The organism is Flammeovirga sp. OC4, from assembly GCF_000812565.1.
Lineage (GTDB): Bacteria > Bacteroidota > Bacteroidia > Cytophagales > Flammeovirgaceae > Flammeovirga.
Map to the genome: position 1 here is coordinate 1 of NZ_JTAM01000054.1, position 25,460 is coordinate 25,460.

General features: G+C 30.2%; 26 protein-coding genes. All 26 read right to left on the reverse strand.

Annotated features, from left to right (window positions below; translation table 11 throughout):
- Positions 1-250: glycosyltransferase (locus tag PL77_RS21710; RefSeq protein WP_044210229.1), on the reverse strand; the 250-nt coding region annotated here is incomplete at its 3' end.
- Positions 247-1,332, reverse strand: coding sequence for an O-antigen ligase (locus tag PL77_RS21715; RefSeq protein ID WP_172665922.1), 1,086 nt, complete (start codon positions 1,330-1,332; stop codon positions 247-249). The genes PL77_RS21710 and PL77_RS21715, both read right to left, overlap by 4 nt.
- A 67-nt stretch (positions 1,333-1,399) precedes the next feature.
- Positions 1,400-2,464, reverse strand: coding sequence for a glycosyltransferase family 4 protein (locus PL77_RS21720; RefSeq protein ID WP_172665923.1), 1,065 nt, complete (start codon positions 2,462-2,464; stop codon positions 1,400-1,402).
- Positions 2,448-3,662 carry an O-antigen ligase family protein gene (locus PL77_RS21725; RefSeq protein WP_044210233.1) on the reverse strand — a complete coding sequence of 405 codons (1,215 nt, stop codon included), beginning with the start codon at positions 3,660-3,662 and terminating at the stop codon, positions 2,448-2,450. The genes PL77_RS21720 and PL77_RS21725 overlap by 17 nt, the downstream gene beginning before the upstream one ends.
- Entirely contained in the window at positions 3,649-4,929 is a 1,281-nt protein-coding gene (locus tag PL77_RS21730; protein ID WP_044210234.1) for a glycosyltransferase, read from the reverse strand. Before PL77_RS21730 ends, PL77_RS21725 begins: the two co-directional genes overlap by 14 nt.
- A 13-nt stretch (positions 4,930-4,942) precedes the next feature.
- The gene (locus PL77_RS21735) at positions 4,943-6,052 is read right to left on the reverse strand and encodes a glycosyltransferase (protein WP_044210236.1); all 1,110 of its coding nucleotides are present in this window, start codon (positions 6,050-6,052) and stop codon (positions 4,943-4,945) included.
- Complete coding sequence (locus PL77_RS21740) at positions 6,049-7,083, reverse strand: hypothetical protein (protein ID WP_044210237.1); 1,035 nt, start codon at positions 7,081-7,083, stop codon at positions 6,049-6,051. The genes PL77_RS21735 and PL77_RS21740 overlap by 4 nt, the downstream gene beginning before the upstream one ends.
- 5 nt (positions 7,084-7,088) lie before the next feature.
- Positions 7,089-8,360: a lipopolysaccharide biosynthesis protein gene (locus PL77_RS21745; protein WP_044210238.1), complete on the reverse strand. Its 1,272-nt coding sequence runs from the start codon at positions 8,358-8,360 to the stop codon at positions 7,089-7,091.
- 3 nt (positions 8,361-8,363) lie between these two features.
- On the reverse strand, positions 8,364-9,332 hold the full coding sequence (locus PL77_RS21750) for a Gfo/Idh/MocA family protein (protein WP_044210239.1): 969 nt from the start codon (positions 9,330-9,332) through the stop codon (positions 8,364-8,366).
- A gap of 10 nt (positions 9,333-9,342) precedes the next feature.
- On the reverse strand, positions 9,343-9,918 hold the full coding sequence (locus tag PL77_RS21755; RefSeq protein WP_044210240.1) for an acyltransferase: 576 nt from the start codon (positions 9,916-9,918) through the stop codon (positions 9,343-9,345).
- 1 nt (position 9,919) lies between these two features.
- Positions 9,920-11,074 (reverse strand): DegT/DnrJ/EryC1/StrS aminotransferase family protein, encoded by a 1,155-nt coding sequence (locus tag PL77_RS21760; RefSeq protein ID WP_253274011.1) that lies wholly within the window; start codon positions 11,072-11,074, stop codon positions 9,920-9,922.
- A gap of 2 nt (positions 11,075-11,076) precedes the next feature.
- On the reverse strand, positions 11,077-12,342 hold the full coding sequence (locus PL77_RS21765; protein ID WP_044210242.1) for a nucleotide sugar dehydrogenase: 1,266 nt from the start codon (positions 12,340-12,342) through the stop codon (positions 11,077-11,079).
- Positions 12,343-12,358: 16 nt separating this feature from the next.
- Positions 12,359-13,366 (reverse strand): dTDP-glucose 4,6-dehydratase, encoded by a 1,008-nt coding sequence (gene rfbB / locus PL77_RS21770; RefSeq protein WP_044210243.1) that lies wholly within the window; start codon positions 13,364-13,366, stop codon positions 12,359-12,361.
- Positions 13,367-13,417: 51 nt separating this feature from the next.
- Positions 13,418-14,272, reverse strand: coding sequence for a dTDP-4-dehydrorhamnose reductase (rfbD, locus tag PL77_RS21775; protein WP_044210245.1), 855 nt, complete (start codon positions 14,270-14,272; stop codon positions 13,418-13,420).
- 6 nt (positions 14,273-14,278) lie between these two features.
- A complete protein-coding gene (gene rfbC / locus PL77_RS21780) occupies positions 14,279-14,818 on the reverse strand; it encodes a dTDP-4-dehydrorhamnose 3,5-epimerase (RefSeq protein ID WP_044210246.1) in 540 nt (179 codons plus the stop codon).
- 9 nt (positions 14,819-14,827) lie between these two features.
- Complete coding sequence (gene rfbA, locus PL77_RS21785; protein WP_044210248.1) at positions 14,828-15,688, reverse strand: glucose-1-phosphate thymidylyltransferase RfbA; 861 nt, start codon at positions 15,686-15,688, stop codon at positions 14,828-14,830.
- Positions 15,688-17,085, reverse strand: coding sequence for a nucleotide sugar dehydrogenase (locus PL77_RS21790; RefSeq protein WP_044210250.1), 1,398 nt, complete (start codon positions 17,083-17,085; stop codon positions 15,688-15,690). The genes rfbA and PL77_RS21790 overlap by 1 nt, the downstream gene beginning before the upstream one ends.
- A 7-nt stretch (positions 17,086-17,092) precedes the next feature.
- A complete protein-coding gene (locus PL77_RS21795) occupies positions 17,093-18,151 on the reverse strand; it encodes a hypothetical protein (RefSeq protein WP_044210252.1) in 1,059 nt (352 codons plus the stop codon).
- Between the two features lie 113 nt (positions 18,152-18,264).
- A complete protein-coding gene (locus PL77_RS21800) occupies positions 18,265-19,257 on the reverse strand; it encodes an SDR family oxidoreductase (protein ID WP_044210254.1) in 993 nt (330 codons plus the stop codon).
- 2 nt (positions 19,258-19,259) lie between these two features.
- Positions 19,260-20,525: a nucleotide sugar dehydrogenase gene (locus tag PL77_RS21805; protein ID WP_044210256.1), complete on the reverse strand. Its 1,266-nt coding sequence runs from the start codon at positions 20,523-20,525 to the stop codon at positions 19,260-19,262.
- 30 nt (positions 20,526-20,555) lie between these two features.
- Complete coding sequence (locus tag PL77_RS21810) at positions 20,556-21,632, reverse strand: mannose-1-phosphate guanylyltransferase (RefSeq protein WP_044210257.1); 1,077 nt, start codon at positions 21,630-21,632, stop codon at positions 20,556-20,558.
- A gap of 16 nt (positions 21,633-21,648) precedes the next feature.
- Complete coding sequence (locus PL77_RS21815; protein ID WP_044210259.1) at positions 21,649-21,990, reverse strand: DUF721 domain-containing protein; 342 nt, start codon at positions 21,988-21,990, stop codon at positions 21,649-21,651.
- A 7-nt stretch (positions 21,991-21,997) separates the two neighbouring features.
- The gene (locus PL77_RS21820) at positions 21,998-23,071 is read right to left on the reverse strand and encodes a DNA replication/repair protein RecF (protein WP_044210262.1); all 1,074 of its coding nucleotides are present in this window, start codon (positions 23,069-23,071) and stop codon (positions 21,998-22,000) included.
- Between the two features lie 95 nt (positions 23,072-23,166).
- Positions 23,167-24,051, reverse strand: coding sequence for an ATP-grasp domain-containing protein (locus tag PL77_RS21825; protein WP_082026675.1), 885 nt, complete (start codon positions 24,049-24,051; stop codon positions 23,167-23,169).
- Positions 24,052-24,154: 103 nt separating this feature from the next.
- Positions 24,155-24,898: an NRDE family protein gene (locus tag PL77_RS21830; protein ID WP_052444625.1), complete on the reverse strand. Its 744-nt coding sequence runs from the start codon at positions 24,896-24,898 to the stop codon at positions 24,155-24,157.
- A 17-nt stretch (positions 24,899-24,915) separates the two neighbouring features.
- The gene (locus tag PL77_RS21835) at positions 24,916-25,437 is read right to left on the reverse strand and encodes a hypothetical protein (protein WP_044210266.1); all 522 of its coding nucleotides are present in this window, start codon (positions 25,435-25,437) and stop codon (positions 24,916-24,918) included.
- Positions 25,438-25,460: the final 23 nt, after the last annotated feature.

Consider the following 25,460-nt stretch of genomic DNA (forward strand, 5'->3'; position numbering starts at 1 on the left):
AGACAGTCCAAACTAATGGGGTAACTATACCTAATCCCATATTACTTTCAAGTTTTATTATCTTAAATATTTCCGCATGATTAGACTTATACTTCTCCAAAACATGATCTAATTCTTTTGTTAATGGTCCATCTTTAACAATTACAATTTCATTTGGTTTTATTGTTTGGTTTAAAACACTATCAATGCTTTGTTCTAAAAATAAAGGATTTTCTTTGTAATAAATTGATATTAAAACAGAATATTTCATTTTTTATTTGGTAAGTATAAATATGTGAAATATGTAAATATAGTTAAACCATAATTTCTATTTAAAACAGCTTCAGTGTTAAATACTATTAAAAATAAGGATGAAATGATTATTGCCTCATAATTTTTATTTTTAATATAATAATTATATACATAAGCAAAACATATTAATATAAATACAAAACCAAATAACCCTAATTCTAAAATAAATGATATGTATTGGTTGTGGGCACCTAAATTTTTCTCATAGAGGTAAATCTCATCATTTTCTTTATATATTTTACTTAATTCATTTTTTCCATTGCCAATTCCAACTCCTAATATTAGGTTTTTAGTTGAACCACAAACAACAGTGAGCGAATATTTCCAAATTCTTAGTCTTATTGATAAACCATTATCCTTTACAGTTACAGGTTCATCAGATAAATTTATAGCTTCAAATACATTGAAATTCCTATTTGGCATTTTCTGTTTAGACATAATCAACATACCAAATATGAATAATATCGAAATAAATAAAATAGCAACCTTAAAGTTTCGTTTTAAAATGATAGCTAATAATACTACCAATATATATACAGTAACTGTCCTTGAGTTTAACAACAATAAATAAAACAGAAGTAATACAGTAATAGGTATCAAATATTTTGGCTTATTCGCATATTCTTGAATTGATAAAATTAAAGCAATTCCAATTGAAATTGATAAATAAACTGGATGTACATCAAATATATTTGATGACAAATCTTTATAGAAAAAAAATTCGGTTTGTATACCCCACCTATGTTCAACAAAAAAATAATTGAAAATTGCAATTGATAAGGATAATATCGAATAAAAAAAAGATGTATTAATAAAATATATTTTTAGTTCATTTTTATTTTTATTTAATAAGAGTATGACAGGTATAATTAATAAGGTGAAATAAACTTCAATTTTTGTAAACGTAGTTTCATTAAATAAAAAAAAGGATGCAATAAAAGGAATTATTGGTAATATAAATTCTTTTTTTAATGGATTACTTTTCCTCCAAAACAATATAAAATAAAAACCGAAACAAATGTAAAGAATATTATTCAGCACATTCAGACCACTTATGATAGAGAACGAGAATAAAATGAACAGGTAATTAATTATATTATTTTTGAGATTAATATCTAAACATTGCTTTTTCATATAATTCAAAATATTTATTTGCCATTATTTTATCTGTATAATTATTTAGATACTTTTTATAAGCGTTATCTATATACATTTGCTTATTAGAAATTATATTCTTCAACTTTTGATTAAAATCAGTTATATCATCAGGTTTAAAAAAAGCAATTTCATTTTTATTAAATAACTCTCTAAAAGTAGGTATATCAGAGGCTATAACTGGGGTTTTATAACGAGCAGCCTCTATTAATGTTAAACCAAAACCTTCAGATCTAGAAGGAATTACAAAAGCATCAAAATATTTTAAATATTTATAACTATTTTCCTTATATCCTAAAAATAAGACTTGTTCTTGAACCCCTAATAAATTTGACATCCTTTTTAAATTATTTAATAACAATCCATCACCAATTAAAATAAAACCTAGATTTTTATTAATAGTTAAAAGTTTTAGTACTTGATCAATCCCTTTTCTTTCTGTTAAAATACACATACTACCAATTGTTGTACTGAATTTATCACGAAAAGAAGTTAACAATTTATGATCATTCGATTGAACCGGAGTTTGCTCTTTATTTTCTAATATCCCATTATAAATGTGACAAATATTTTTCACACCTCTTTTTTCATAGTATTTTTTCATTGCTACTGTTAAAGTTACTAGATAGTCAACTCTTCTAAAAATTGCTTTCCATACATGATAAAAAACAGTAGAAATAAAAAAATTATATTCAAATTTTAGCTCATCAATATAGTTATGAGCTGTCGAAATATGATAAACTGATTCTTCATTATTATAATGGTAAATACCATATAAATCAGGTCTTAATCCATGAGTATGGATTATATCAAATCCTTTCAATTTATGGGAAAAATTTATTTTCTCTACTTTACAATTGAAATGTAGCTTTGATGATTTTACCTCGTCAAAATAAAAAACTTCAAATTCAAACCTTGTTTGAGTTAACATTAAATCAGTTATTGATTTAACTACTTTAATAGGTCCTCTATCTAAAAGAGATGGTATAACAAAACAAATCTTATTTTTCTTTATCATAAAAAAAGGCATTAAAAATTCCTAAGTATAAACAAATAAGAGCAGATGTTGCAACATGACCCGAAGTTATTGATACCGATAATAAAAAAATGTTTGCACAAAAAGCACCTCTTCTTAATTCAAAATTATCTTTAGATTTGTTATTTTTTAGTAATACAAAAATGTTATAAATAATAAAAGGGTAAAAAAATAATAAACCTGTAATTCCAAAAAAGAAAAACAAATCTGTTACATCTATTTCTGTTCTTTGAGCATTTTCTAAAAATACTCCAGAACTTCCTCCAATTAAATATTCTATAACTCCATAAGAGTCATTAACATAAATTAAAGCCTTTTCAACAAACAAATCTCTTCTTGATAATAAAAAAGTAAGTATTGATTCATTTTTGTATTGACTTGCAAAAGTTAGATAACGGTCCAAAAAACCTAAATTATAGCTTATTAGAAAAATAAAAACCAAAATTAAAGGGGCTACGAAAACAAAGCTTAATGTAAAGTAAAAATGCTTTTTCCTCATTTTACTACCAATTTTATCATAAATTGGTAGTAAAAAAAGAATTATTATATAACCTGCAACTATTGCTTTTGTGTTCAATAAATATGCAAACCAAAAAAATATAACTACATAGAGTATAAATTTTTTTTTATTGCTATAAAATTTAGAAAACAAAAAAGAAGCAAGTATTCCAGAAAGAGTACTCACATCATTACCTGCATGAAAAAAACCTCTTGTTCCTATTCCTCCATGTCTTTGAGCATTACCCAATCCAATTGACCCAAGTAACATATTAATAAACAATACAAAAAAAGATATGAAAATAAATTTTTCTAAAAAGGAAATGTCTATTTTTTTTTGCACTACTAACAACCTTATGTAATAGAATAATGAGAAAATTGTTACAATTCTAAGAGCATCACTTATACTTACAAAAAAAGCTTGAAGTGACTGAACTAAAAATAAAGTATAAAATGCTGATAAAAAAAAAGGCAAAGATAGAATAAGAACATATATAAATCTTATGTTCTTAACAAGGAAAAGGTATAAAAGAGGTAAAATATAATATAATACCTTATGCAATGGAGATAATGAAGTATTAAAATGTTTATTAATTATCCAGATAAAAGTTTCTAAAATCAATAAAATTAATATGTAAACATTGATAATATAACTTAACTTCGTGAATTTATTTATATTCATTTTCTAAAAGCCTTGATACTTGGTCAATTTCATAATTTAGTCTATCATTCCATGACCATAATTTTTCTTGAGATGATATTTTAAGATTATATTTTATCTCTTTTAAAAAGGTAGAATTTTTTAATATGTTATATATTTTTTTGGAAATTTTTTTGTAATCGTTATCATTTAAGTCTATATCATCATTTACGTTGAATAAAACTCCATTAAAATTATCCTGTATTAAATCTTTAGTATCTCCATTATTAAGTGTTACAATAAGCTTATTATGAATCATAGCTTCTAATAGAGGGTTTCCGACATTAGTACTATCATACATCGATAAAAATATATTATTCAACTCAAAATGAAGAGGAACTTGAGTATGTGGTATCGCACCAATAAAACGCACCTCATTTTTTAATTGCATTTTTTCTACTAGATTTTCTAGATTTTGTCTTTCAAACCCTTCTCCAATAATTGTGTAAATAATTTTGGCTTCAGGGAAAAGTTCTTTGAAAGACTTTATTAGATTAATACATCTATAAACTCGCTTATGAGTATCTAACCTTGAAACAGATACGAACTTGTAAAAGTTATCATACTCTTCATAATGTTTTAATTTCGTTTCATGTAAATCCTGGGGTAATAAATATTGTTTTTCAACCCCATTTCTCAAAAATAAACATTTATCCTTCTGTTTAGAATTTAGTTTATTAAGAACATCTACTCCTTGAGAGCCATCATTAGTCATTATACATAAGTCAGAATTTGGTGTTTTTAAAGCAGTAATAACGTCCCAATTTGAAATAAACCGAAGTTTATTATTTTTCCTCAACCATTCCTTTACGTACAAAACACCTTGAAATCTAGTTACAAACTTAGAGTTAGTTTTTGTTAACTTTAATAATAATCTAGCAGCTAAGACACCATACACCTCATAGCCATAAAGAATATCTATTTTATTATTCTTCAAAATTTTTTGACCATAAATATAAAGATTCAAAATCAATAGAATATTTCTAATTCTTGATATTATTCCCTTCATTAAAGGTGTATTGAATCGGGAATGAACTGATGATAAAGGTATATTAAACCTAATAGTACTGATTCCTTCAATATCTATAACTTTTTCATAGTAATAATCTCCATTTATTGAAGTATCTCTTCCAACAACATAATATACGTCCCACCCTTTTTCTAAATAAGCTTTTGGTGTTTTTGAAATAACTTGAATTGATTTTTCTTTAAAATCTAGACCGGATAAAAATAAAATTGATTTTTTCATTCAAACTTAGAATCTAAAAATTTAAAATAACATCTAGATAATTATCACTTTCTAGCCTAAAGTCCTTTCCTTCTGAAAAAAAATTATAAGCATTATTACCTAGTTCTACTCTTTTATTTTTATCATTTAGAGTAATCACAGCATTTTTAAAATCTAAATAATCTTCAGGTGATATACAAACTCCAGATTTTGACAGATCAATATATTTTTTAAGATTACCAAAGTTACTAGTTAATACAGGCAAGCCTACTGCCATATAATCAAAATTTTTTATTGGTAAATTTCTTTCTAATTTTTTAATATTTTTCCATATACAAACCCCTACTTGGTATTGTTTTAATTTATCATAAAGCTTGTTTAAAGGTATATAATCATTGTATTTTATAAATTCATTGGAACTTAAAAGATCATTATTCACCTCTTTCAAATTTGTATAAAAATTTAATTCTAACTTAAAATCATTTTTTTCATTGTTAAATCTATTAGTAAAATCAATAATATTCCCAACACCTTTATAAGGGTTCATTGTTCCAATATATACCAACTTTAACAAATTATCATTCTGCCAATATTCTTTTATTATATTTCCCTTTGGTATCAATGGATAATTTCTCATCAAATAAACTTTAGGATGATATTTTTTGTAATATTCTAACAAATAATCATCAGTACAAAATACAGTATCAATAAAATAAAAAGATAATAACTCTACATATTTTAAAATATAAGCTTTTACTTTATTTCTATCAAACACTAATATTTGTTCAAAATAGTCTTCATGTGCATCGTAAATAATTCTAACCTTCGCACCAAAAAAAAATTTTATTGGAAATAAGAATATAAGTTCTCGAATATCTGAAAATTGTATAACATCTGGTTTTAGCTCATGAACAGTTTTTAAAATATTAAAGATATTTTTAATAATCCGCACAATTAAATTATTAGATTTTTTTAATTTTATATATTTGTCAATGTATGATGCATTTTCATATGTTTCATCTTCCCTATTGGTTAACCAATATATATCACAACTGTTGGTTTCCTTAATAACTTTTATCTCCCTGTGAAATAATCGAGGATCATCACTTCTGTGTGCTAAACCTATAAATAAAATTTTCCTCATCTAATTAATCTAATTAATTCATAATTTCTTGCTAAAAAAGTCTCTTTATCTACAATGTTAAAATCTTCAGACATTTGAAAACTACATTCATTTTTAATGAAATCGTCATTTACTCTTAACCTGAATGTTTTTGAAACAAATGCTAATTCGAAACCAGATAAATTGTAACCATATGAAAATTCATTGTTATTAAGGTTCTTTTTTATAAAATCTTCTTTTTCAAGTAATGCAATCATTTTTTTAAATTTTTTAGTTTTAAAAAAAGAATGATTAGGATTGATAATATAAAACTCAGCCAAAGCTACTAACGTGAAAATATGATACGGAACTTCTTTACTTTTTACACTCTTCTTTCTAATATTTATTAGGCTATATTTAAGATTACGAAGAAAATCTTGTTTAACTATTAATCTTGCCAACCCATTGTTTTTTAAAAATGATCGCTCATCCAACTTATTAAAAAAAATGTTTACTCTCTCTGCAATTTTTTCTGAATTTATAAATGTATTACTCATTGCTACTACAGAAGTAAACCATACTTGTTGATTAAATGTCAATTCAAATCCGTCATTTTCTCCGTATTCATTTAAATTATACCATAAACCTTTTTCTTCATCAAAACTAAATAAATCAATATATTCAGTTAAGTGTTTCAATATAATTGGGTCAGAATAATATTTAATTGAATAATATAATGATTCTATAATCCATGCTGGACCTACCAATCCATTATATTTATTTCGTCTTTCATCACTTCGACTTATAAAATTGCCAACAATTGGTTTATGTTCTTTTTCAAACATATATCCATAACACTTATATGAGGCAACTTTATAAGATTCATCTTTTGTAAGATTATATAAAAAAGCAAACAAAATACTCCAATGAGCTGTATTACGAATAGGAGTCATGATATGTCTATGGGGACCATTTATTCCTTCTGGCATAGAACCATTCTTCTTTTGTAAAAGGATACCTTTTTGCCCTAATTCCTTACAATATTTTATATTGTTTTCATAATCTATATTCATGTAATTTATATTTTCCTTTTGACAACTAAAAAAATCACAAATAATAAAAATGTATAAGAAAGTGATAGATTTAAAGATAGGCTTTTGATAAAAGACTCTAAATTATATCTACAATAATAACCTATTATAAACGTAATAATATGAGTTAATAATATTACAGAATGGCAAAACAAAGATACTTTCTGTCTTTCTAATGCAACATTGGTCATACTTAATGGTGAAACTAAAAACCTGATAAAAAATAGAGGGATAAGTATTTTTGAATAAGTTCCGGCAATACTCCATTGATCACCTAAATACACAATAAATAAATCTTCAACAATAAAAAAGGTAATTAAAAAGATCCCTCCACCAATGATAAATAATTTCAGCAAGGTTTCTTTGAAAATTTTTAAAACAAATTCCTCATTATGCTTATTTTCGGATATTTTTTGAAAGTAAACTTGCCCTATTGAATTACCAATTACTCCTGATGGCACACCCAAATACTTAAATGCAATCGAATAAAACCCGACAGATGACAAATTATACCATTTTGATATAATTATATTTGTCATATTAGTAGATAAAACATTCATAAAAATCCCCCAAAGAGTAAATTTTGGAAAATCGATGTATTCTTTTGAAACAGCAACTATACCAGTATAGGTTAGCTTATTAATTCTAATAGTCTTATATGGGAAAATATTTATTAGTTTTATATTCCCCAAAAGATGTGAGAATACTTGACCAATTATTAAACCTCCATTAGTGGATATATACCTTAGTATCAATTGTAGAATGTTACCAAATAAAGATCTATTTATCTGTGCTTTTGCTATATTATTGAACCTTTTATGCCTTATGTTATAATAGTTTAAAGCATTAAATACTCCAATAAATATAATGCTAATAGGTATTAGAAATAACCATTTCTTTATTGATTTATCACCTAATAAAATTGATAACTGATCACTAAATAAAAATATAATAAAAAATGAAAGTATACTTAATGCAAAAGATATTAATACTGATAATAGAGTCAAATACTTCGCTTTTCTATTACTTTCTGGTAAAACTATAGCCAATTCATATCTACCGTTTGCAATTGCTCCTAATATTTGAATTATTGATAAATATAAAGCTAACCGGCCAAAATCAGTAGGAGAATAAATTCTTGATAAAATTGGAGCAAAAATAAAAGGAATGAATTGGGCAAGTACTGTACCTGACATCAGTGTTATTACATTTTTAGAAAACTCTGATGACAGGATCTTATCTTTTAATTTTTGAAGCATTCTCTATTTTGTAAACGGATGCTTAGCTAATTCTTTCTTTGCAAAAGGGTGGTATTCTCCTTGCAAACCTGAAGCTTCCATATGTCTTATATCATGAACAATCTCAATAGCTTGACGGCATTCTTCTATACCATAACCATTTCCTTTAATGATTTCTTCATATGAAGTTGTATGAAGATCAGTAAAACCTCCTGAGAACTCTAATTCTTCACCTTCAATTGTGATAGAACGATACGTTCTTTGTCCTTTTGCCTTAATTTCATCTGGCAGTACATCTTCATTAATTGATAGGAACCATCTTACTCTTGCTCTTTCAAATTCTAAGTACCCAGCAGCTCTATCGTGTGTGTGAACGTGTACTTTATTTTCTTTCACATTACCAAACACCCAAGAAAGCATATCATAAAAGTGTACACCAATATTGGTAGCAATACCTCCTGATTTAGAAATATCACCTTTCCATGATGTGTAATACCAATTACCTCTTGAAGTTAAATAAGTAAGGTCTACATCATAGATTTTATCTTTTGGTCCGTTAGCTATTTTTTCCTTTAGAGCAATAATACTTGGATGAACCCTTAATTGAAGAATATTCCAGATTCTTTGTCCTGTTTCTTTTTCTATATTTCCAAGAGCATCAATATTCCAAGGATTCAATACTAATGGTTTTTCACAAATAGCATCAGCCCCTCTTCTTAGGGCCATTCTAATATGTGCATCATGAAGATAGTTAGGTGTACAAATTGAAACATAATCTAATTGTACATCTTTCTCATATTTTAATTTTTCAATGTGTCTGTCAAAACGTTCGAATTCAACAAAGAAATCAGCATTTGGAAAGTAACTATCTATAATTCCAACACTATCAAATTTATCATAGGCTGCAATCAAGTTATTATTTGTTTCTTTTATCGCTTTCATATGACGCGGTGCGATATAGCCCGCAGCTCCTATTAATGCAAAATTTTTCATTAGGTATACTTTATAATTTAGTTACTTTGTTATTCTCAAATTGATATTTATCTCCAGATTCTTCACAAACAGCCATACCATTTTCATCAAAATCTAAACGATGTCCATATTCACTCATCCATCCTATTTGCTTGGAAGGATTACCCACCACTAAGGCATAAGCAGGTATTGTTTTAGTCACAACAGCTCCTGCTCCAATAAAAGCGTATTCACCAATATCGTGACCACATACAATTGTAGCATTTGCTCCTATAGAAGCTCCTTTTCCAACATGTGTTTTAGAATATTGACCTCTTCTATTTACAGCACTTCTAGGGTTAATCACATTTGTAAAAACCATAGATGGTCCTAAAAACACATCATCATCACAAGTGACTCCCGTATAAATAGATACATTATTCTGCACTTTTACATTTTTTCCTAAAACAACATCAGGTGAAATCACCACATTTTGTCCTATATTACAATTTTCCCCTAATGTACAATTAGGCATAATGTGAGAAAAATGCCATATTTTGGTTCCTTCAGCAATATTACATCCTTCATCTATAACTGCTGTTTCATGAGCAAAATAATTGCCGTTCATTTTATTCGTTAATTGATTCTAAGATACTTTGAATAATATAATTCTGTTGTTTTTCTTCCATTTCTGTATGAATTGGTAATGAAAGGACAACATCTGATAAATGCTCAGTAACAGGGAAACTACCTTTTCCAAATTCAGATAAAGAATATGCTTTCTGAAAATGAAGTGGTACAGGGTAATAAATCATTGACGGCACCCCTTTTTCTTGTAGTTTCTCTTTTAATTCATCCCTATTTACCCCTTCTACTTTAAGTGTATATTGATGGTAAACATGTGTAGAATATACAGCTAATTTTGGCGTTTGTAATTGCATGATATCCTTAAATGAATCATCATACTTTTTAGCTACTCTTCTTCTATTTGAATTATATTGATCCAAATGAGGTAATTTAACTCTTAATATTGCAGCTTGTATTGTATCTAATCTAGAATTACAGCCGATAATATCATGGTGATATTTTATAGATTGACCATGACTAGCTATCATCTTAGCTTTTTTAGCTAATTCATCATCATTGATTAGCATTGCACCACCATCGCCATAACAACCTAGATTTTTAGATGGAAAAAAAGATGTACAACCAATATGACCAATTGTCCCAGCTTTCTTAATAGTTCCATCTGAAAAAGTATAATCAGCCCCTATCGCTTGTGCAGTATCTTCAATTACAAATAAATTATGCTTTTTAGAAAGCTGCATAATTGACTCCATATCAGCACACTGACCATACAAATGTACAGGTACAATAGCTTTTGTTTTGGGAGTTATTTTACTTTCAATTTGACTAACATCTATAGTGAAAAGATCAGAGTCTACATCAACAAAAACAGGTGTTAATTGTAATAACGCAATAACTTCTGCTGTTGCAACATAAGTATGAACAGGAACTAATACTTCGTCACCTGGCTGTAATCCAACAGCCATCATAGCTACTTGTAAAGCATCTGTTCCATTTGCACATGGTACTGTATGCTTTACCTTATTGTAAATGGCTAATTCTTCTGCAAAAGATTTAACTGCAGGACCGTTTATAAAAGCACATGAGTGAATAACCTCTTGAATACCTTTATCTACATCCTCTTTAATATTTAAATATTGAGTATGAAGATCAACCATTTGAATTTTACTTATATCTTCTCTTTTTATGTTAGTCATGTTTATAATCTATCTGTAATAACTTCTGATGGCAATACACTTTTTACATCATAAATAACAGTAGAACCATTATTTACTTTTGACCAATCCAATTCCTTGAACTCATTATGTGCTACTGTTAAAACAATTGCACTGTAATCATTTTGTATTCTACTCACTAGATCGATATTGTATTCCTCTTTCACCTCTTCTTTTGATGCATAAGGGTCGTAAACATCTAAATCAACACCAAATTCTTGGAATTCATGAATAACATCAATTACTCTTGAATTTCTAATATCTGGACAATCTTCTTTGAACGTGATACCTAAAATTAAGACTTTTGAATTTTTGATAGCATGTCCCTTTTTCACCATCAGTTTTATAACTTGATTGGCTACAAATGGCCCCATTCCATCGTTAATTCTTCTTCCAGATAAAATTACTTCTGGGTGATATCCTAATGATTCCGCTTTATATGTTAAATAAAATGGATCAACTCCGATACAATGTCCCCCTACTAAACCGGGTCTAAATGGTAAGAAATTCCATTTTGTACCTGCAGCTTCTAAGACATCCAGTGTATCAATACCTACTTTATCAAATATTTTTGATAGTTCATTCACAAAAGCAATGTTCAAATCTCTTTGAGAGTTCTCTATTACTTTAGCAGCTTCTGCAACCTTAAGGTTAGGTGCTTTATGAGTTCCTACCGTAACAATTGCTTTATATAATTGATCCACTTCTTCAGCAATTTCAGGAGTTGAACCAGAAGTTACTTTCATAATATTATGAACTCTGTGTACATGGTCACCTGGATTTATTCTTTCGGGTGAATAACCACAGAAAAAGTCTTTGTTATAAGAAAGACCAGAAACTTTTTCTAAAACCGGCACACACTCTTCTTCTGTACAACCAGGGTAAACAGTAGATTCATAAATTACAATATTACCACTTGATAATACTGAACCTACTGTCTCACTAGATTTCTTTAATGGAGTTAGATTAGGAGTTTTATATTCATCAATTGGAGTTGGCACTGTTACTATATAAATATCAGCATCCTTAATCGATTCTATTTGATCAGAATATGATAAACCTTCAGCAAGTTTCATTTCTTCAGGAGTTACTTCAAGAGTACTATCCTCTCCATTAATTAACTCTTTGATTCTTTCAGAATTAATATCGAAACCAATAACAGAAAAGCCTTGTTTACCAAACTCGACAGCTAAAGGTAAACCAACATACCCTAATCCAATTATTGCCAGTTTTTTTTGTTTGATGTTCATCGTTTAGTTTAATTTACTATTTCTTTAGGTACCAATCTACAGTTTTCAAGATTCCGCTTTCAAAATCTTCATCCGCTTTCCAACCCAGCTGCCCCTCTATTTTTGAAGCATCAATTGCATATCTTCTATCATGACCTGGTCTATCAATAACAAAAGTAATCAACTCTTTATAGGATTTACCATTAGTTAAAGGTTGTTTACTATCAAGTATGGAACAGATCTTATCTACGATATATAAATTATCCCTTTCGTTGCGTCCCCCTATGTTATAAGTTTCACCAAAAGTACCAGTATGATATACCAAATCAATACCTTTGCAATGGTCTAAAACATAAAGCCAATCTCTTATATTTTTACCATCTCCATAAATAGGAATTGGTTCTTGAGCTAAAGCCTTTCTAATAATTGTAGGAATTAGTTTTTCCTTATGTTGTTTTGGACCATAGTTATTAGAGCAGTTAGTTGTAACCACATTCATTCCATAAGTATGAAAATACGATCGCACAATCATATCTGATGAGGCTTTTGACGCACTGTAAGGTGAATTCGGAGCATAAGGTGTTTCTTCTGTAAACAAACCCGTCTCTCCCAACGTACCATACACTTCATCGGTTGATATATGATGAAACTTGCTTTCTTTATATGCCTCTTTATATTTAAAGGGTGCATCCATCCAGTATTTTCGAGCTACGTCTATCAAAACAAAGGTACCATGAACATTAGTTTGTATAAATGCTTCTGGACCTGTAATAGAATTATCAACATGCGATTCTGCTGCAAAGTGAATTACTCCTCTAATGTCATATTTATCAAACAACTCTTCTATCAAGTTCCTATCACAGATATCACCTTCAACAAAAGTATACCTTGAATGCCCTTCAACCTCAGACAAATTAGATAGATCTCCAGCGTAGGTTAGCTTATCCAAGTTGATGAGATGATACTCTGGGTATTTCTCTAGAAAGTAGGGTACAAAGTTGGAACCTATAAAGCCTGCTCCACCTGTAATAAGAATAGAAGACATATTTATTTTTTATTAAAATTATTGCACAAAGTTAATTTAAAAAGTTAACTCCTAATCCATTAATCTAAGACAATTCAAAAGACTCTCTTGCCAATAAGGAATTGATATATTGAATATTTTTTTAATTTTTGACTTATCTAATAAACTAAAACTTGGCCTTTTAGCAGAGGTAGGATAAGCAGAGGTAGGAATCGGATTAACCATTACCTCTATATTTTTTATTGCAAAAATAGTTTTGGCGAAATCATACCAACTTGCAACACCTTCATTACTATAATGATAAATGCCAAAATTCTCTTTGTCGAAATCTATCATCGCAAGAATAACTTTTGCTAAATCTCTAGCATAGGTAGGTGTTCCTATCTGATCAACAATAACTCCTAATTCGTTTCTTTCTCTCCCCAAACGTAACATTGTTTTTACAAAATTATTACCAAAGCTACTATACAACCAAGCTGTTCGAATGATGTAAAAACTACTGATTTCCTCAGCTATTGCTTGCTCTCCTTTTAATTTTGTTTCTCCATAAATACCCAAAGAGCTAGTAGACATATTTTCGGTATAAGCAGTTGAACTTTCTCCTTTGAAAACAAAATCCGTAGATATATGGAACAATATAGTTTGGTTAATTTTTGATCCAATTGCTAGATTTCTTGGACCTTCAACATTAACTTTATAAGCCACCTCCTGATCTGATTCAGCTTTATCTACAGCAGTGTAAGCAGCACAATTGATACAATAGTCAAACTTTTCCTTTGTAAAAAACTCAATAACATTTTCTAGGTTTGTAATATCAAGGTCTTTTATATCAACAAAAGTAAAATTGAAATTATTTTGATCATTTGATAGAAATTGAAGTTCAGAACCTAGTTGTCCCTTAGAACCGGTAACTAATATATTTTTCATTATTTTTTACAATTCTGATAATAGTGGTAGTTTTTGATCTTTTTCTGAAATAATTTCTTTTCCTAATGGAATTTGCCAATCAATTCCTAGTTCTGGATCGTTATATTTTATTCCTCCTTCAGATTCTTTATTGTAGTAATTATCACATTTATAAGCAAACTCAGCATTCTCAGATAATACTGAAAAACCATGAGCAAACCCTCTTGGCACAAAAAGTTGGCGATGGTTTTCTGCTGATAATTCTACTGCTTCAAATTGACCATAAGTCTCACTATCAGGTCGTAGATCTACAGCGACATCAATAACTTTACCTGATAACACTCGTACTAGTTTAGCTTGAGCATGTACCCCTTTTTGAAAATGTAACCCTCGAATTACACCATAACAAGATGAAGATTGATTATCTTGAACAAAACTCACCGCTAATCCGGTTACTTCGGTAAATTTTCTAAGGTGAAAGCTTTCAAAAAAATACCCTCTTTCGTCTCCGAATACTTGAGGTTCTAGAATATAACAGTCTTTTAATTTTGTTGGTGTAATTTTCATCCTACTTAATTATTCTATAATATTCAATATATATTGACCATAACCACTTTTTATTAAAGGAGTTGCGACATCTTTTAATTGTTTCTTATCAATAAAACCCATTCGATACGCTACTTCTTCTATACACCCGACACTGAGTCCTTGTCGTTCCTCTATAACTCTAACATATTCTCCTGCCTGCATCAATGATGCGAATGTTCCAGTATCCAACCAAGCCGTTCCTCTATTCATAATACTTACATTCAATTTCCCTCTTCGTAAGTATTCTTCATTGATTGAAGTAATTTCTAATTCACCTCTAGCACTTGGCTTAATACTTTTTGCAATATCAACTACATCATTGTCATAGAAATATAACCCTGGGACAGCATAATTTGATTTAGGTTGCAATGGCTTTTCCTCAATAGATATAGCCTTTTTATTTTCATCAAATTCTACAACACCATAACGTTCTGGATCATTAACATGATAAGCATAAACACAGCCGCCCTCAACATTACGATTCGACTGCAACAAAGTGGACAACCCTGATCCATAAAAAATATTATCGCCTAGGATTAACGAAACTTTATCTTCACCAATAAACTTCTCTCCAATAAGGAACGCTTGAGCCAAACCTTCTGGTTTTTCTTGTACCTCATATGAAAATGTGCAACCTAGTTGAGAACCGTCTCCTAATAACTTTTGGAAAAGAGGTAAATGTTCAGGAGTAGAAATAATTAGTATATCTCTAATTCCTGACAGCATTAGCGTAGAAAGAGGGTAATAAATCATTGGCTTATTATAAACTGGCATTAACTGCTTGCTTATCGCCAAAGTTAAAGGGTGTAGCCTAGTACCAGACCCACCCGCTAAAATTATTCCTTTCATTATTTCCCGATATTATAAACGCTGAAACCAATTTCTATCAACGCTTTCTTATCTAGAATATTTCGTCCATCAAATATATTCGCTGGCTTTAATACTTTTGAATATATCTCTTCCCAATTATAATCTTTGAATTCATCCCACTCTGTTAATACAGCAATTGCATGTGCATTATCTACTGCATTAAAAGGATTATTCACAACCTTTACCTTACTTCTAATATATTCAATAGAATGATTATTTAAATATTCTAAATCAGCATACACTCTCTCTTCAGATACTTTCGGGTCATATACAACAATTTCTGCCTCTTCATCTAATAAATGATCTGCAACATAAATCGCTGCCGATTCACGAGTATCATTAGTATCCTTCTTAAATGCCCATCCCAAGAAGGCAATCTTTTTTCCTGAAACGGTATTATAAGATTCTTTTATAATACGATCTGCAAATCGTCTTTTTTGATAATCATTCAGTTTAATCACCTGATCCCAATATTCCGCTACTTCATCTAATCCATAAGACTTTGCTATATAAACTAGGTTTAAAACATCTTTTTGGAAACATGAACCACCAAAACCAACTGAAGACTTCAAGAATTTTGGTCCAATCCTACTGTCCATACCAATAGCTCTAGCAATTTCATCTACATCTGCTTCTGTTTTTTCACATAGAGCTGACATCGCATTAATTGATGAAATTCGTTGTGCTAAAAATGCATTTGCTGTTAACTTCGATAATTCTGATGACCAAACATTTGTCTGTAATACACGCTCTTTGGGTACCCACGCTTCATAGATTGAAGATAAAGTATCTTTAGCAATTTGACCTGATTCTGTATTACCTCCACCAATTAGTACTCTATCAGGGTTTAATAAATCCTCAATAGCTGTACCTTCAGCTAAGAATTCGGGATTTGAAAGAATTTCAAAATTAAAACCACTTTCAGAGTTAGATAAAATATCGGAGAGTGCTTCTGCTGTTCTTACAGGTAAAGTTGATTTTTCTACAACTATTTTATCCCTTTGTGCTACTCTTGCTATTTGACGTGCACAAAGTTCAATATATTTTAAATCCGCAGCTTGACCTTTTCCTTTTCCATACGTTTTTGTAGGTGTATTTACGGAAATAAAAATCATATCTGCATCTCTTATGCCTTGATCCACATCAGTTGAGAAGAAAAGGTTTTTTCCTCTTGTTTGTTCCACTACTTCAGCCAATCCAGGCTCATAAATAGGTAGCTTATCCAAATCAGCATCATTCCAATCTTTAATACGTTGCTCATTAATATCAACAATATTGACTTTTATATTCGGATTTTTCAGAGCAATTACTGCCATTGTTGGTCCACCAACATAGCCTGCACCAATACAACAAATGTTTTTAATTTCTTTTTTCATAACGGATTTAATTTTTCAAATTAGCTTTGGATTTTAGAAACGAGTTAACGTCTGTTAGTATAGCAAAAACAATAATACAGATAAAACCAGCTAACATCCCTAAAGCTGTTTTCCCTTTTGCTGACAAAGAAACAGTATAAAACTCGGAAAATCTATTAACAAATTCTACCGGTTGTAATAACGATAATTTCCTTTTGATTTCAGCAATACTATCATCAGCTTCTCTGCTTTTCTGCATTGCTTCAAAGGCTAGTTCACCACTTTGTCTAATATAGCTATCTTGTTGTTGATCGTTTGACATTACTAAAACGCTTGGACTATTACGTTGAGCATTACCTCTCTGAATTAGTTCACCTTGTGAATCAAGAATCTTTTTATAAGCTTGGTTGTATTCTTGTAACTCTTTCTTTTCAAATGTGATTGTTTCCGATTTTATTAATAAATTTTGCTTATAAACCTCTAAGTTTTTTTTGATATAAACGTTATTATTAAAATAGTATTCAAAGCCTTGTTGAATAACCTGCTTTGTAATATTAGCATCATCTGAACTGACAACTATTTCGAAACGAGTTTCATTATCATAACTATCAATTAACATTGAATCTGCAATATGAGTATCCTCTATAGCTCCATATTTATATAAGTGGAAATATCCCTTCGCTGTTATTTCAGAAAGGAACTCGGCATTTTCAATAGGAATATTTAATGCTTTAGCAAGCATTGGTCTCCCTTCATCTGTGCATAATGCATTCAACTCACTTATTTCTGTAATAAAATCAACTCCCTTTAAAAACCTTGAATTAACAGTCGCTTTGGAGGAGTAAAATTTAGATGTATTCTTTGACATATACCCTAAAACACCTCCAATTACTATTGCTAAACCAATTAATAATTTCCATTTGTTGACTATATTGTAAAAGTACAATATGAAGTTCAATAACAGCTTCCCAATACCATTTACAAGTGAATTAATCTTATCTCCAATAATTGAGAATAATTCAATTAAATCAATCTCATCAGAATTGGTGGTAGTTTGGCTTTTTAAATTGTTTTTATTTTCTTCCATATAGGTTAGATCTCAAATTTTATAGGTTCGCAAATATACAAGAAGAATTTAAAATTTTCTTTAATAAGAAAATCATTAAACTCACACTCTAAACCATTATTACCTTTACAATATTATATAAAGCCTTTATTCTTAAAGTCTTCATAATACCACTTTGATGCATTTTGCAAACCTTTTCTCACATTAAACAATGGGGTATACCCCATCAATTTTTCTGCTTTATCTATCGATGCTAATGAATGTCGTACATCACCAGCCCTTTCAGGTCCATAATTAGGTTGTATTTTTATTACATCTTTGTTATACTCTTCCAAACACTCTTTAATTATGGAAAATAAAGTGTTTAAACTAATTCTCTCACCAAAAGCTACATTATAAACTTGATTAACCGCAGCTTGATTCTCGGTAATTGCAGCTTGCTCATTTGCATGTACAACATTGTCGATATATGTAAAATCCCTTGAGGTTTCTCCATCTCCATTAATAGTAGGAGCTTCATTTTTTAATAGAGAAATTACAAATTTTGGAATTACGGCTGCATATGCTCCAAAAGGGTCTTGTCTTTTACCAAAAACATTAAAATACCTTAAACCTATTGTTTCAATACCGTAAGTTTTTGAAAAAACATCAGCGTATAATTCGTTAACATATTTTGTCACCGCATAAGGAGACAATGGCTTTCCTATCTTATCCTCTTCTTTTGGTAGATCTGGGTGATCTCCATATGTTGAAGAGCTTGCTGCATAAATAAATCTTTTAACACCTGCATCCTTTGCTGCTGTAAGCATATTTAAGAATCCTGAAATATTTACTTCATTAGAAGTAATTGGATCATTAATAGAGCGAGGTACAGATCCTAAAGCTGCTTGATGGAAAATAATTTCAACACCTTCAACTGCTTTTTTACAATCTTCAATATTTCTTATATCCCCTTCTATAAAAGTAAAGTTATCTGCTTTTAAAAATGGTTGGATATTTTCCTTTTTACCTGTTGAAAAATTATCTAGACCAATAATGACATTATTCTGCTCAATAAACTTTTCTAATAGGTTTGAGCCAATAAACCCTGCCACTCCGGTAATCAATATTTTTTTATTCTTAAGCATGATTAGAGGCGATCAGTAATATATTTTTTATCAATAGCACTCTTCACGTCGTAGATCACAGCACCTGTTTTGCTCAATGCTTCCCAATCTATTGTTTCTTGAAAAGTCTTATGTGCTACAGCATGAATAACAGCACTATAGTTTTCACCTATTTTCGGTGTCAAATGAATACCATATTCATCAAAAACTTCGTCTTTATCAGCATGTGGATCATAAACTTCTACATCTAAATTGAAAGATTGAAGTTCGCGAATTACATCAATTGCTTTTGAGTTTCTAATATCTGGACAATCTTCTTTAAATGTAATTCCAAGCATTAATACTTTAGTGCCTTTTTGAATTGATGCATTTTTCTCCATCATCAAACGAAGTACTTTGTTGGCAACGTGAGCTCCCATACCATCATTAATTCTTCTACCTGCAAGAATTACTTCGGGATGATAACCTAATGATTCTGATTTATAAGTAAGGTAATAAGGGTCAACTCCTATACAATGCCCACCAACAAGACCAGGTCTAAAAGGAAGAAAGTTCCACTTTGTGCCAGCTGCTTCTAGTACATCTAATGTATCAATGCCTACTTTATCAAAGATTTTTGATAATTCATTTACGAATGCAATGTTCAGGTCTCTTTGTGAGTTTTCAATCACTTTTGCAGCTTCTGCTACTTTAATAGAAGATGCTTTATGAGTACCTACCTTTACAACAACTTGGTACATTTTATCAATCTCTTCAGCTATCTCAGGTGTAGAGCCTGATGTAACTTTCATAATATTATGTACTCGATGAACATGGTCTCCTGGATTTATTCTTTCTGGAGAATACCCTGCATAGAAATCTTCATTGAATTGCAATCCACTTACTTTTTCAAGCACAGGCACACACACCTCTTCAGTACATCCTGGATATACTGTAGACTCGTATACTACAATATTTCCATAAGACAATACTTTTCCAACAGTCTCACTTGCTTTTTTTAGTGGTGTCAGATCAGGTGTTTTATATTCATCTATTGGAGTTGGAACCGTTACGATATAAATATCTACCGATTTTAAATCATCTATGCTTGAAGTATATTGAATAAAACTTTTGGCTTCTTTCAGTTCTTCTGAAGAAACTTCCAAAGTATGATCAATACCTTTATTTAACTCTTTTATTCTTTCCGAATTAATATCGAACCCTACTACATTTACCTTTTGTTTGGCAAACTCTGCAGCCAGAGGTAATCCCACATACCCTAAGCCAATGACTCCAACAGTCTTATTCATTATTTGTTAATAGTTTTAGAAAATAAAAAATTAGACAAATTCTTTGCCTTTCTGATCTTTAGCATTGGCTAAAAACTGTTTCACTCTTTGTTCATGATCTTTTTCACAAATCATCAACACATTATCATATTCTGCCACAATGTAATTTTCCAAACCTTGTACAATAACCAATTTTTCTTTCGGTGTCTTTACAATTGTATTAAAGGTTTCATAGGACATCACATTACCATGAAGCACATTTTCTTCCTGGTTTTTATCTGCTTGTTCATAAAGAGATTTCCAAGTACCTAAATCAGACCATCCAAAATCTGTTCTCATGACATATACGTTATTTGCATGCTCCATTATACCATAGTCAATAGAAATATCTCTACACTGATGATATATTTCATCGATTTTTTGTTCTTCTTCTGAGGTATAGAACGTACCAACCGCACTATAAAACAATTCATGTACATCTTGAAGATGTGTTTCAATTGCTTTTTTAATTGCTTTGACATTCCAAACAAAAATTCCTGCATTCCAAACAAAGTCACCACTTAATACGAATGCCCTTGCTAATTCTTCATTGGGTTTTTCTGTAAAAGTTTTTACTTTATATAAAACTTCTAACCTTTCATCATTAAGTGCCTGAATATATCCGTATCCTGTATCTGGTCTATTAGGGCGAATGCCAAGAGTAACCAAAATGTCATGGGAAGCAACGTAATGTAAAGCTTTTTCAACCCTTAATTGAAACTCTGGAACATCTAAAATTACATGATCAGCCGGTGCTACCACTATATTAGCTTCAGGATCTTTTTCTGCAATCTTATAAGCAGCATAGGCTACACATGGAGCTGTATTTCTTCGACAAGGTTCTAATAAGATCTGATCATCAGAGAGAAATGGTAACTGTTCTTTGGTTATCTCTTTATAATCTTTACTTGTAACTATATAAATATTTTCTTTGGGGCATACTCCTTCAAACCGATCTACAGTTTGTTGGATCATTGTACGACCTGTACCTAAAATATCTTGAAATTGTTTTGGTCTTTTTTGTCTACTAAATGGCCAGAATCTACTTCCGATTCCACCTGCCATAATAACCACATAATTATTGCTCATTATTTTATAATAGTTGTCAAGTAAATTTAATGTCTTTTAAAATATCACCTCCCAGCCGTCTATTTAATTTTCTAACAATTCTTTCTCTTGCCATCGTTAGTTCATTTTTCAAAGTAGGAGTTGATAAGCGAACGTAAAGTATTTTCCCTCTTAACTTTAAACTCATAGTTCGAGAAGCAATTGGCGTACCTAATTCATCTTCCCACACTTTTTCAATCATTGCTTGATTATAACTATGAGTTTTTTTTAAAGATTTCACAAAATCCTGCATCGCACCAGCTACACTTATCGTTTCATGCTTCTTAGGAATAGGGGTTACTTTTCTAAACCTGTACTTTATCTTTCTGTCATCACTCAAAATTAAATTATTTTTTTAATTCTATGATATTACAAGGCATTGAAATCTGCTCTATCAATGTTTTAGACCGTTCAGGTCGAGCATCTGACAATAAAATCTGACTAAATTTCTTTTCTTTTATTAAACCAAGCAATTTTTTGATTCGAATGTCATCCAATTTGTCAAAAATATCATCTAATAACAATATCGGACTTGTATGAAGTTGTTTTTTAAGAAGCAAATACTGTCCAAGTTTCAAAGCTATGATAAAAGACTTTTGCTGTCCTTGGGATCCGTATTTTTTTAATGGATAAGAATTTAGTCGAAAATCAAAGTCATCTTTATGAATACCCTTTGTTGTTCTCTGTAAAGCTACATCTTTCTCCCATGAATCTTCAAAAATTAAGTCGCTTCCAAAGTCTGTTTTATAGTTGATTTCTGCTACTTCCTCTCCTGCTATTGAAAAGTAAGATTCTTTAAAGAGAGATTTGAATTCATCAATAAAAGCATTCCTTTTATCTTGTATTTGTTGTCCTTCTTTCAATAAAACATGGTTGTAAGGGGCAACCCAATCTTTATTAGGTATTTGTCTTTGTTCAGCAAAATTTTTCAATAGTTGATTTCTTTGCAATAATGCTCTTTGATAATCAATTAATGATTGAAGGTATTCTTTATCAAACTGAGAAATTACACTATCAAAATAACGTCTTCTAACTTCACTACCTTCCCTAAGTAAATCTGTATCGTTTGGTGCAATTAATACACATGGAAACTTCCCAAAATGTTCACTGAAACGACTGTATTCCTTACCGTTAAGACTTATCTTTTTTTTAGACTTATCGTACTGACAGATGACCGTACTTAAATCTGTCTCACTTTTAAACCTTCCTGAAAGTGCAAAATCACTTGAACCATGTTTGACATTTTGGTTTTCTGTAAAACTAAATGCACTCTTGGTCATCGATAACATATACACTGCATCAATCAAGTTCGTTTTCCCTATACCATTGGGACCAATGATACAGTTAATTCCATCCTCTAATTCTAAAGTGAGTTCATCGTAATTTTTAAAATTCTTTAGATAAAGTCTTTCCAGATACATGTTATTTCTTTTGCTAAGTCGCAAAAGTAATCATTTTCAAGCGATATCAATGCGTAACTGTTAAGTGAATACTGGATTCTGTAATAAGACAACAATTATCGTTGCATTAATGATTTCACTAATAAAGGAAATGATGTCTCAGGATAGCCTTTTTTTCTATTTTCTTTACTTATTTGATAGATTTTCCACCAATGTGAAAACAGGTCTTTGTAAGCTCTTATAATTGAATTATCTGGATCATAAATATGTGCAGGTTCTGAATTCACACCATTTAATTCCATTATTTTAAAATGTCCGCCCTTTAAAGCTTCCTCACTCTCCGCCTTAATATCGTATCGACCAAAATAGAAGTCATCTACATGAGAAGATATTTTATCGAAAACTCGAATATCAAGTTCATCCTTCAAATAATTAGCATCATTGAAAATCGCTCCCCTACAGTGGTTACCCATTTTTGAAAGCATGAAGGTTTTATTCTCCGGAAGTACAAGATCTAACTCCTTATTATATTTTTCCTTTAAAAAATCAATGTATAAAACGGCTCGTCGATGACTCTTAAATAATTCCAATAATGTACTTTTTCCATCACCAACTACAAAAAGTTCGCCCTTATAAACGACTGACGTAATTTGACCGCTTTGTTCAGAAGGGTGCCTTACATACATCACTCCGTACTCATAATTTGCTGTAATGAATTCTTGAAGAATTACTCCTGAAGGATTTGTTGACAAATAATTTTCTATTTCTTCATCTGAGTTTACCTTTTCCACACCACTTCCTCTTTCACCTTCATCAGGTTTTAGAATAATAGGAAAACTTAAATCCAACTGCTTCATTGTGGACTTTACTTCTTGCAGTGTTGGAGTAGAAAAGAAAAAATGAGATTTCGGCAAATACTCCTCAGGTATTTGCTTTAATGCATTGAACTTTGAATAATTAAAAAATCCTCCATACTTCATCCCTGGATTTACTAAAGTCATAAAGCTAAATGACTTGGAGAGTATAGAGAGAAAAAAGTAAAAAAAGTAGACTGGAATATAAAAAATATAAAAGGGCCAAAACTCCCACTTTAATATTCTATGTCTAAAGTCCGGTTTGAGATTCATAATTAATTATAGTAAATGGCAACTTGAGTTGATCTTTTTCCTGTGTAAGTCTGTCGTGGTAAAACATGTTTACTGACATAGCATCTACTTCTAATTGTGTGCAACTTACTGTACAATATTGAGGTCTTAACATCGACAAACCCAATTTACCCTCCGCATTAATCGCTTCGTGTACTTGTAATATCTCTTTAGGCAATCTACTTTTTTCATTAAGCCAAAGCATAAATTTCGCTGCTCTTTTTTCTTTTTGTTGAGGAGTGTATAAGGTAGATGAAGACCAAATATGTGAGACACTACTATCTAATCTTGAAAAATGTTTTTTAGACCCATCCCACACAAACTGAAGAAGCTCTATAGTACTTCTGTTTTCGACAACAATTAATGTAAATGGCTCAATATTATCAAAGTCATAATTTTCAAGGTAATCTGATATTATCGGTGCTGTTAAAGCATCTATAACCACTTTGCCTCTACTATGTTTATATGGAGGTGTAGGTATATGTATTTCAAACTCCCCATTCAATAAACAAACTACCCTTCCTTGTTCAGTAGCTCCGAGCCAAGTACCTAAGGCTTCACCATCAATTGGAGCTAAAAATTTAACACCTTTTTCTTTATGGATTGTCGGAGCAAAAGCTGAAGTCCTACTTTTTCTTTCATCTCTATTAGATGTAAAAATATAGGAAGAAGATGAAATTGGAACGTAGCTGAGTGTACACATAAATAAAGATTCTATTCCTAAGATTGTTGTTTTTGAAAAGCTGTAGTAGATTTTGCTACTCCAACTTGCTCACCAATAACAATAGTTGGAAAATAATGTTGAAGACCTATTTTTATAATTGCTAAATGATGAACAGCATGTTCATTACAATGATGTACTTCTCTTGCTAAAGTTGTTGGAGTACTCCATTCATTCATGTCATTATTTTGATAGTCCTTTACCACCAAATTCATGCTATAAAAAGGTTCACTAATCGTTTTCAACCATTTAGCGGTCTCTTTTATGCTGAGAATTGCTTCTTTTAGGTTACATTCAATAGCAAGATCTCTTTTTCGTTCTTCATAACAAACGGAAACTTCTTTTTGAAAACTTGCCTGAAGACATTGATAAAATTCTATAATATGTCTAGTATGTTGACCGATAGATGAACCGTTGAATAGAGCTAATGGAGCTATATATTGTTCTTCTAATAATTGGGGTAATAAATTACAAAGTTGGTCTGATAGCTCTACAGCAGATTGAATTACAGTATTTTTCATGGATTAAAAATTAAGAGCAAAAA

Coding starts and splice junctions, on each gene's coding strand:
- PL77_RS21720 (WP_172665923.1), bottom strand. CDS start 2,464: ATGATAAAGAAAAATAAGATTTGTTTTGTTATACCATCTCTTTTAGAT.
- PL77_RS21725 (WP_044210233.1), bottom strand. CDS start 3,662: ATGAATATAAATAAATTCACGAAGTTAAGTTATATTATCAATGTTTAC.
- PL77_RS21730 (WP_044210234.1), bottom strand. CDS start 4,929: ATGAAAAAATCAATTTTATTTTTATCCGGTCTAGATTTTAAAGAAAAA.
- PL77_RS21735 (WP_044210236.1), bottom strand. CDS start 6,052: ATGAGGAAAATTTTATTTATAGGTTTAGCACACAGAAGTGATGATCCT.
- PL77_RS21740 (WP_044210237.1), bottom strand. CDS start 7,083: ATGAATATAGATTATGAAAACAATATAAAATATTGTAAGGAATTAGGG.
- PL77_RS21745 (WP_044210238.1), bottom strand. CDS start 8,360: ATGCTTCAAAAATTAAAAGATAAGATCCTGTCATCAGAGTTTTCTAAA.
- PL77_RS21750 (WP_044210239.1), bottom strand. CDS start 9,332: ATGAAAAATTTTGCATTAATAGGAGCTGCGGGCTATATCGCACCGCGT.
- PL77_RS21755 (WP_044210240.1), bottom strand. CDS start 9,918: ATGAACGGCAATTATTTTGCTCATGAAACAGCAGTTATAGATGAAGGA.
- PL77_RS21760 (WP_253274011.1), bottom strand. CDS start 11,074: ATGACTAACATAAAAAGAGAAGATATAAGTAAAATTCAAATGGTTGAT.
- PL77_RS21765 (WP_044210242.1), bottom strand. CDS start 12,342: ATGAACATCAAACAAAAAAAACTGGCAATAATTGGATTAGGGTATGTT.
- rfbB (WP_044210243.1), bottom strand. CDS start 13,366: ATGTCTTCTATTCTTATTACAGGTGGAGCAGGCTTTATAGGTTCCAAC.
- rfbD (WP_044210245.1), bottom strand. CDS start 14,272: ATGAAAAATATATTAGTTACCGGTTCTAAGGGACAACTAGGTTCTGAA.
- rfbC (WP_044210246.1), bottom strand. CDS start 14,818: ATGAAAATTACACCAACAAAATTAAAAGACTGTTATATTCTAGAACCT.
- rfbA (WP_044210248.1), bottom strand. CDS start 15,688: ATGAAAGGAATAATTTTAGCGGGTGGGTCTGGTACTAGGCTACACCCT.
- PL77_RS21790 (WP_044210250.1), bottom strand. CDS start 17,085: ATGAAAAAAGAAATTAAAAACATTTGTTGTATTGGTGCAGGCTATGTT.
- PL77_RS21795 (WP_044210252.1), bottom strand. CDS start 18,151: ATGGAAGAAAATAAAAACAATTTAAAAAGCCAAACTACCACCAATTCT.
- PL77_RS21800 (WP_044210254.1), bottom strand. CDS start 19,257: ATGCTTAAGAATAAAAAAATATTGATTACCGGAGTGGCAGGGTTTATT.
- PL77_RS21805 (WP_044210256.1), bottom strand. CDS start 20,525: ATGAATAAGACTGTTGGAGTCATTGGCTTAGGGTATGTGGGATTACCT.
- PL77_RS21810 (WP_044210257.1), bottom strand. CDS start 21,632: ATGAGCAATAATTATGTGGTTATTATGGCAGGTGGAATCGGAAGTAGA.
- PL77_RS21820 (WP_044210262.1), bottom strand. CDS start 23,071: ATGTATCTGGAAAGACTTTATCTAAAGAATTTTAAAAATTACGATGAA.
- PL77_RS21825 (WP_082026675.1), bottom strand. CDS start 24,051: ATGACTTTAGTAAATCCAGGGATGAAGTATGGAGGATTTTTTAATTAT.
- PL77_RS21830 (WP_052444625.1), bottom strand. CDS start 24,898: ATGTGTACACTCAGCTACGTTCCAATTTCATCTTCTTCCTATATTTTT.
- PL77_RS21835 (WP_044210266.1), bottom strand. CDS start 25,437: ATGAAAAATACTGTAATTCAATCTGCTGTAGAGCTATCAGACCAACTT.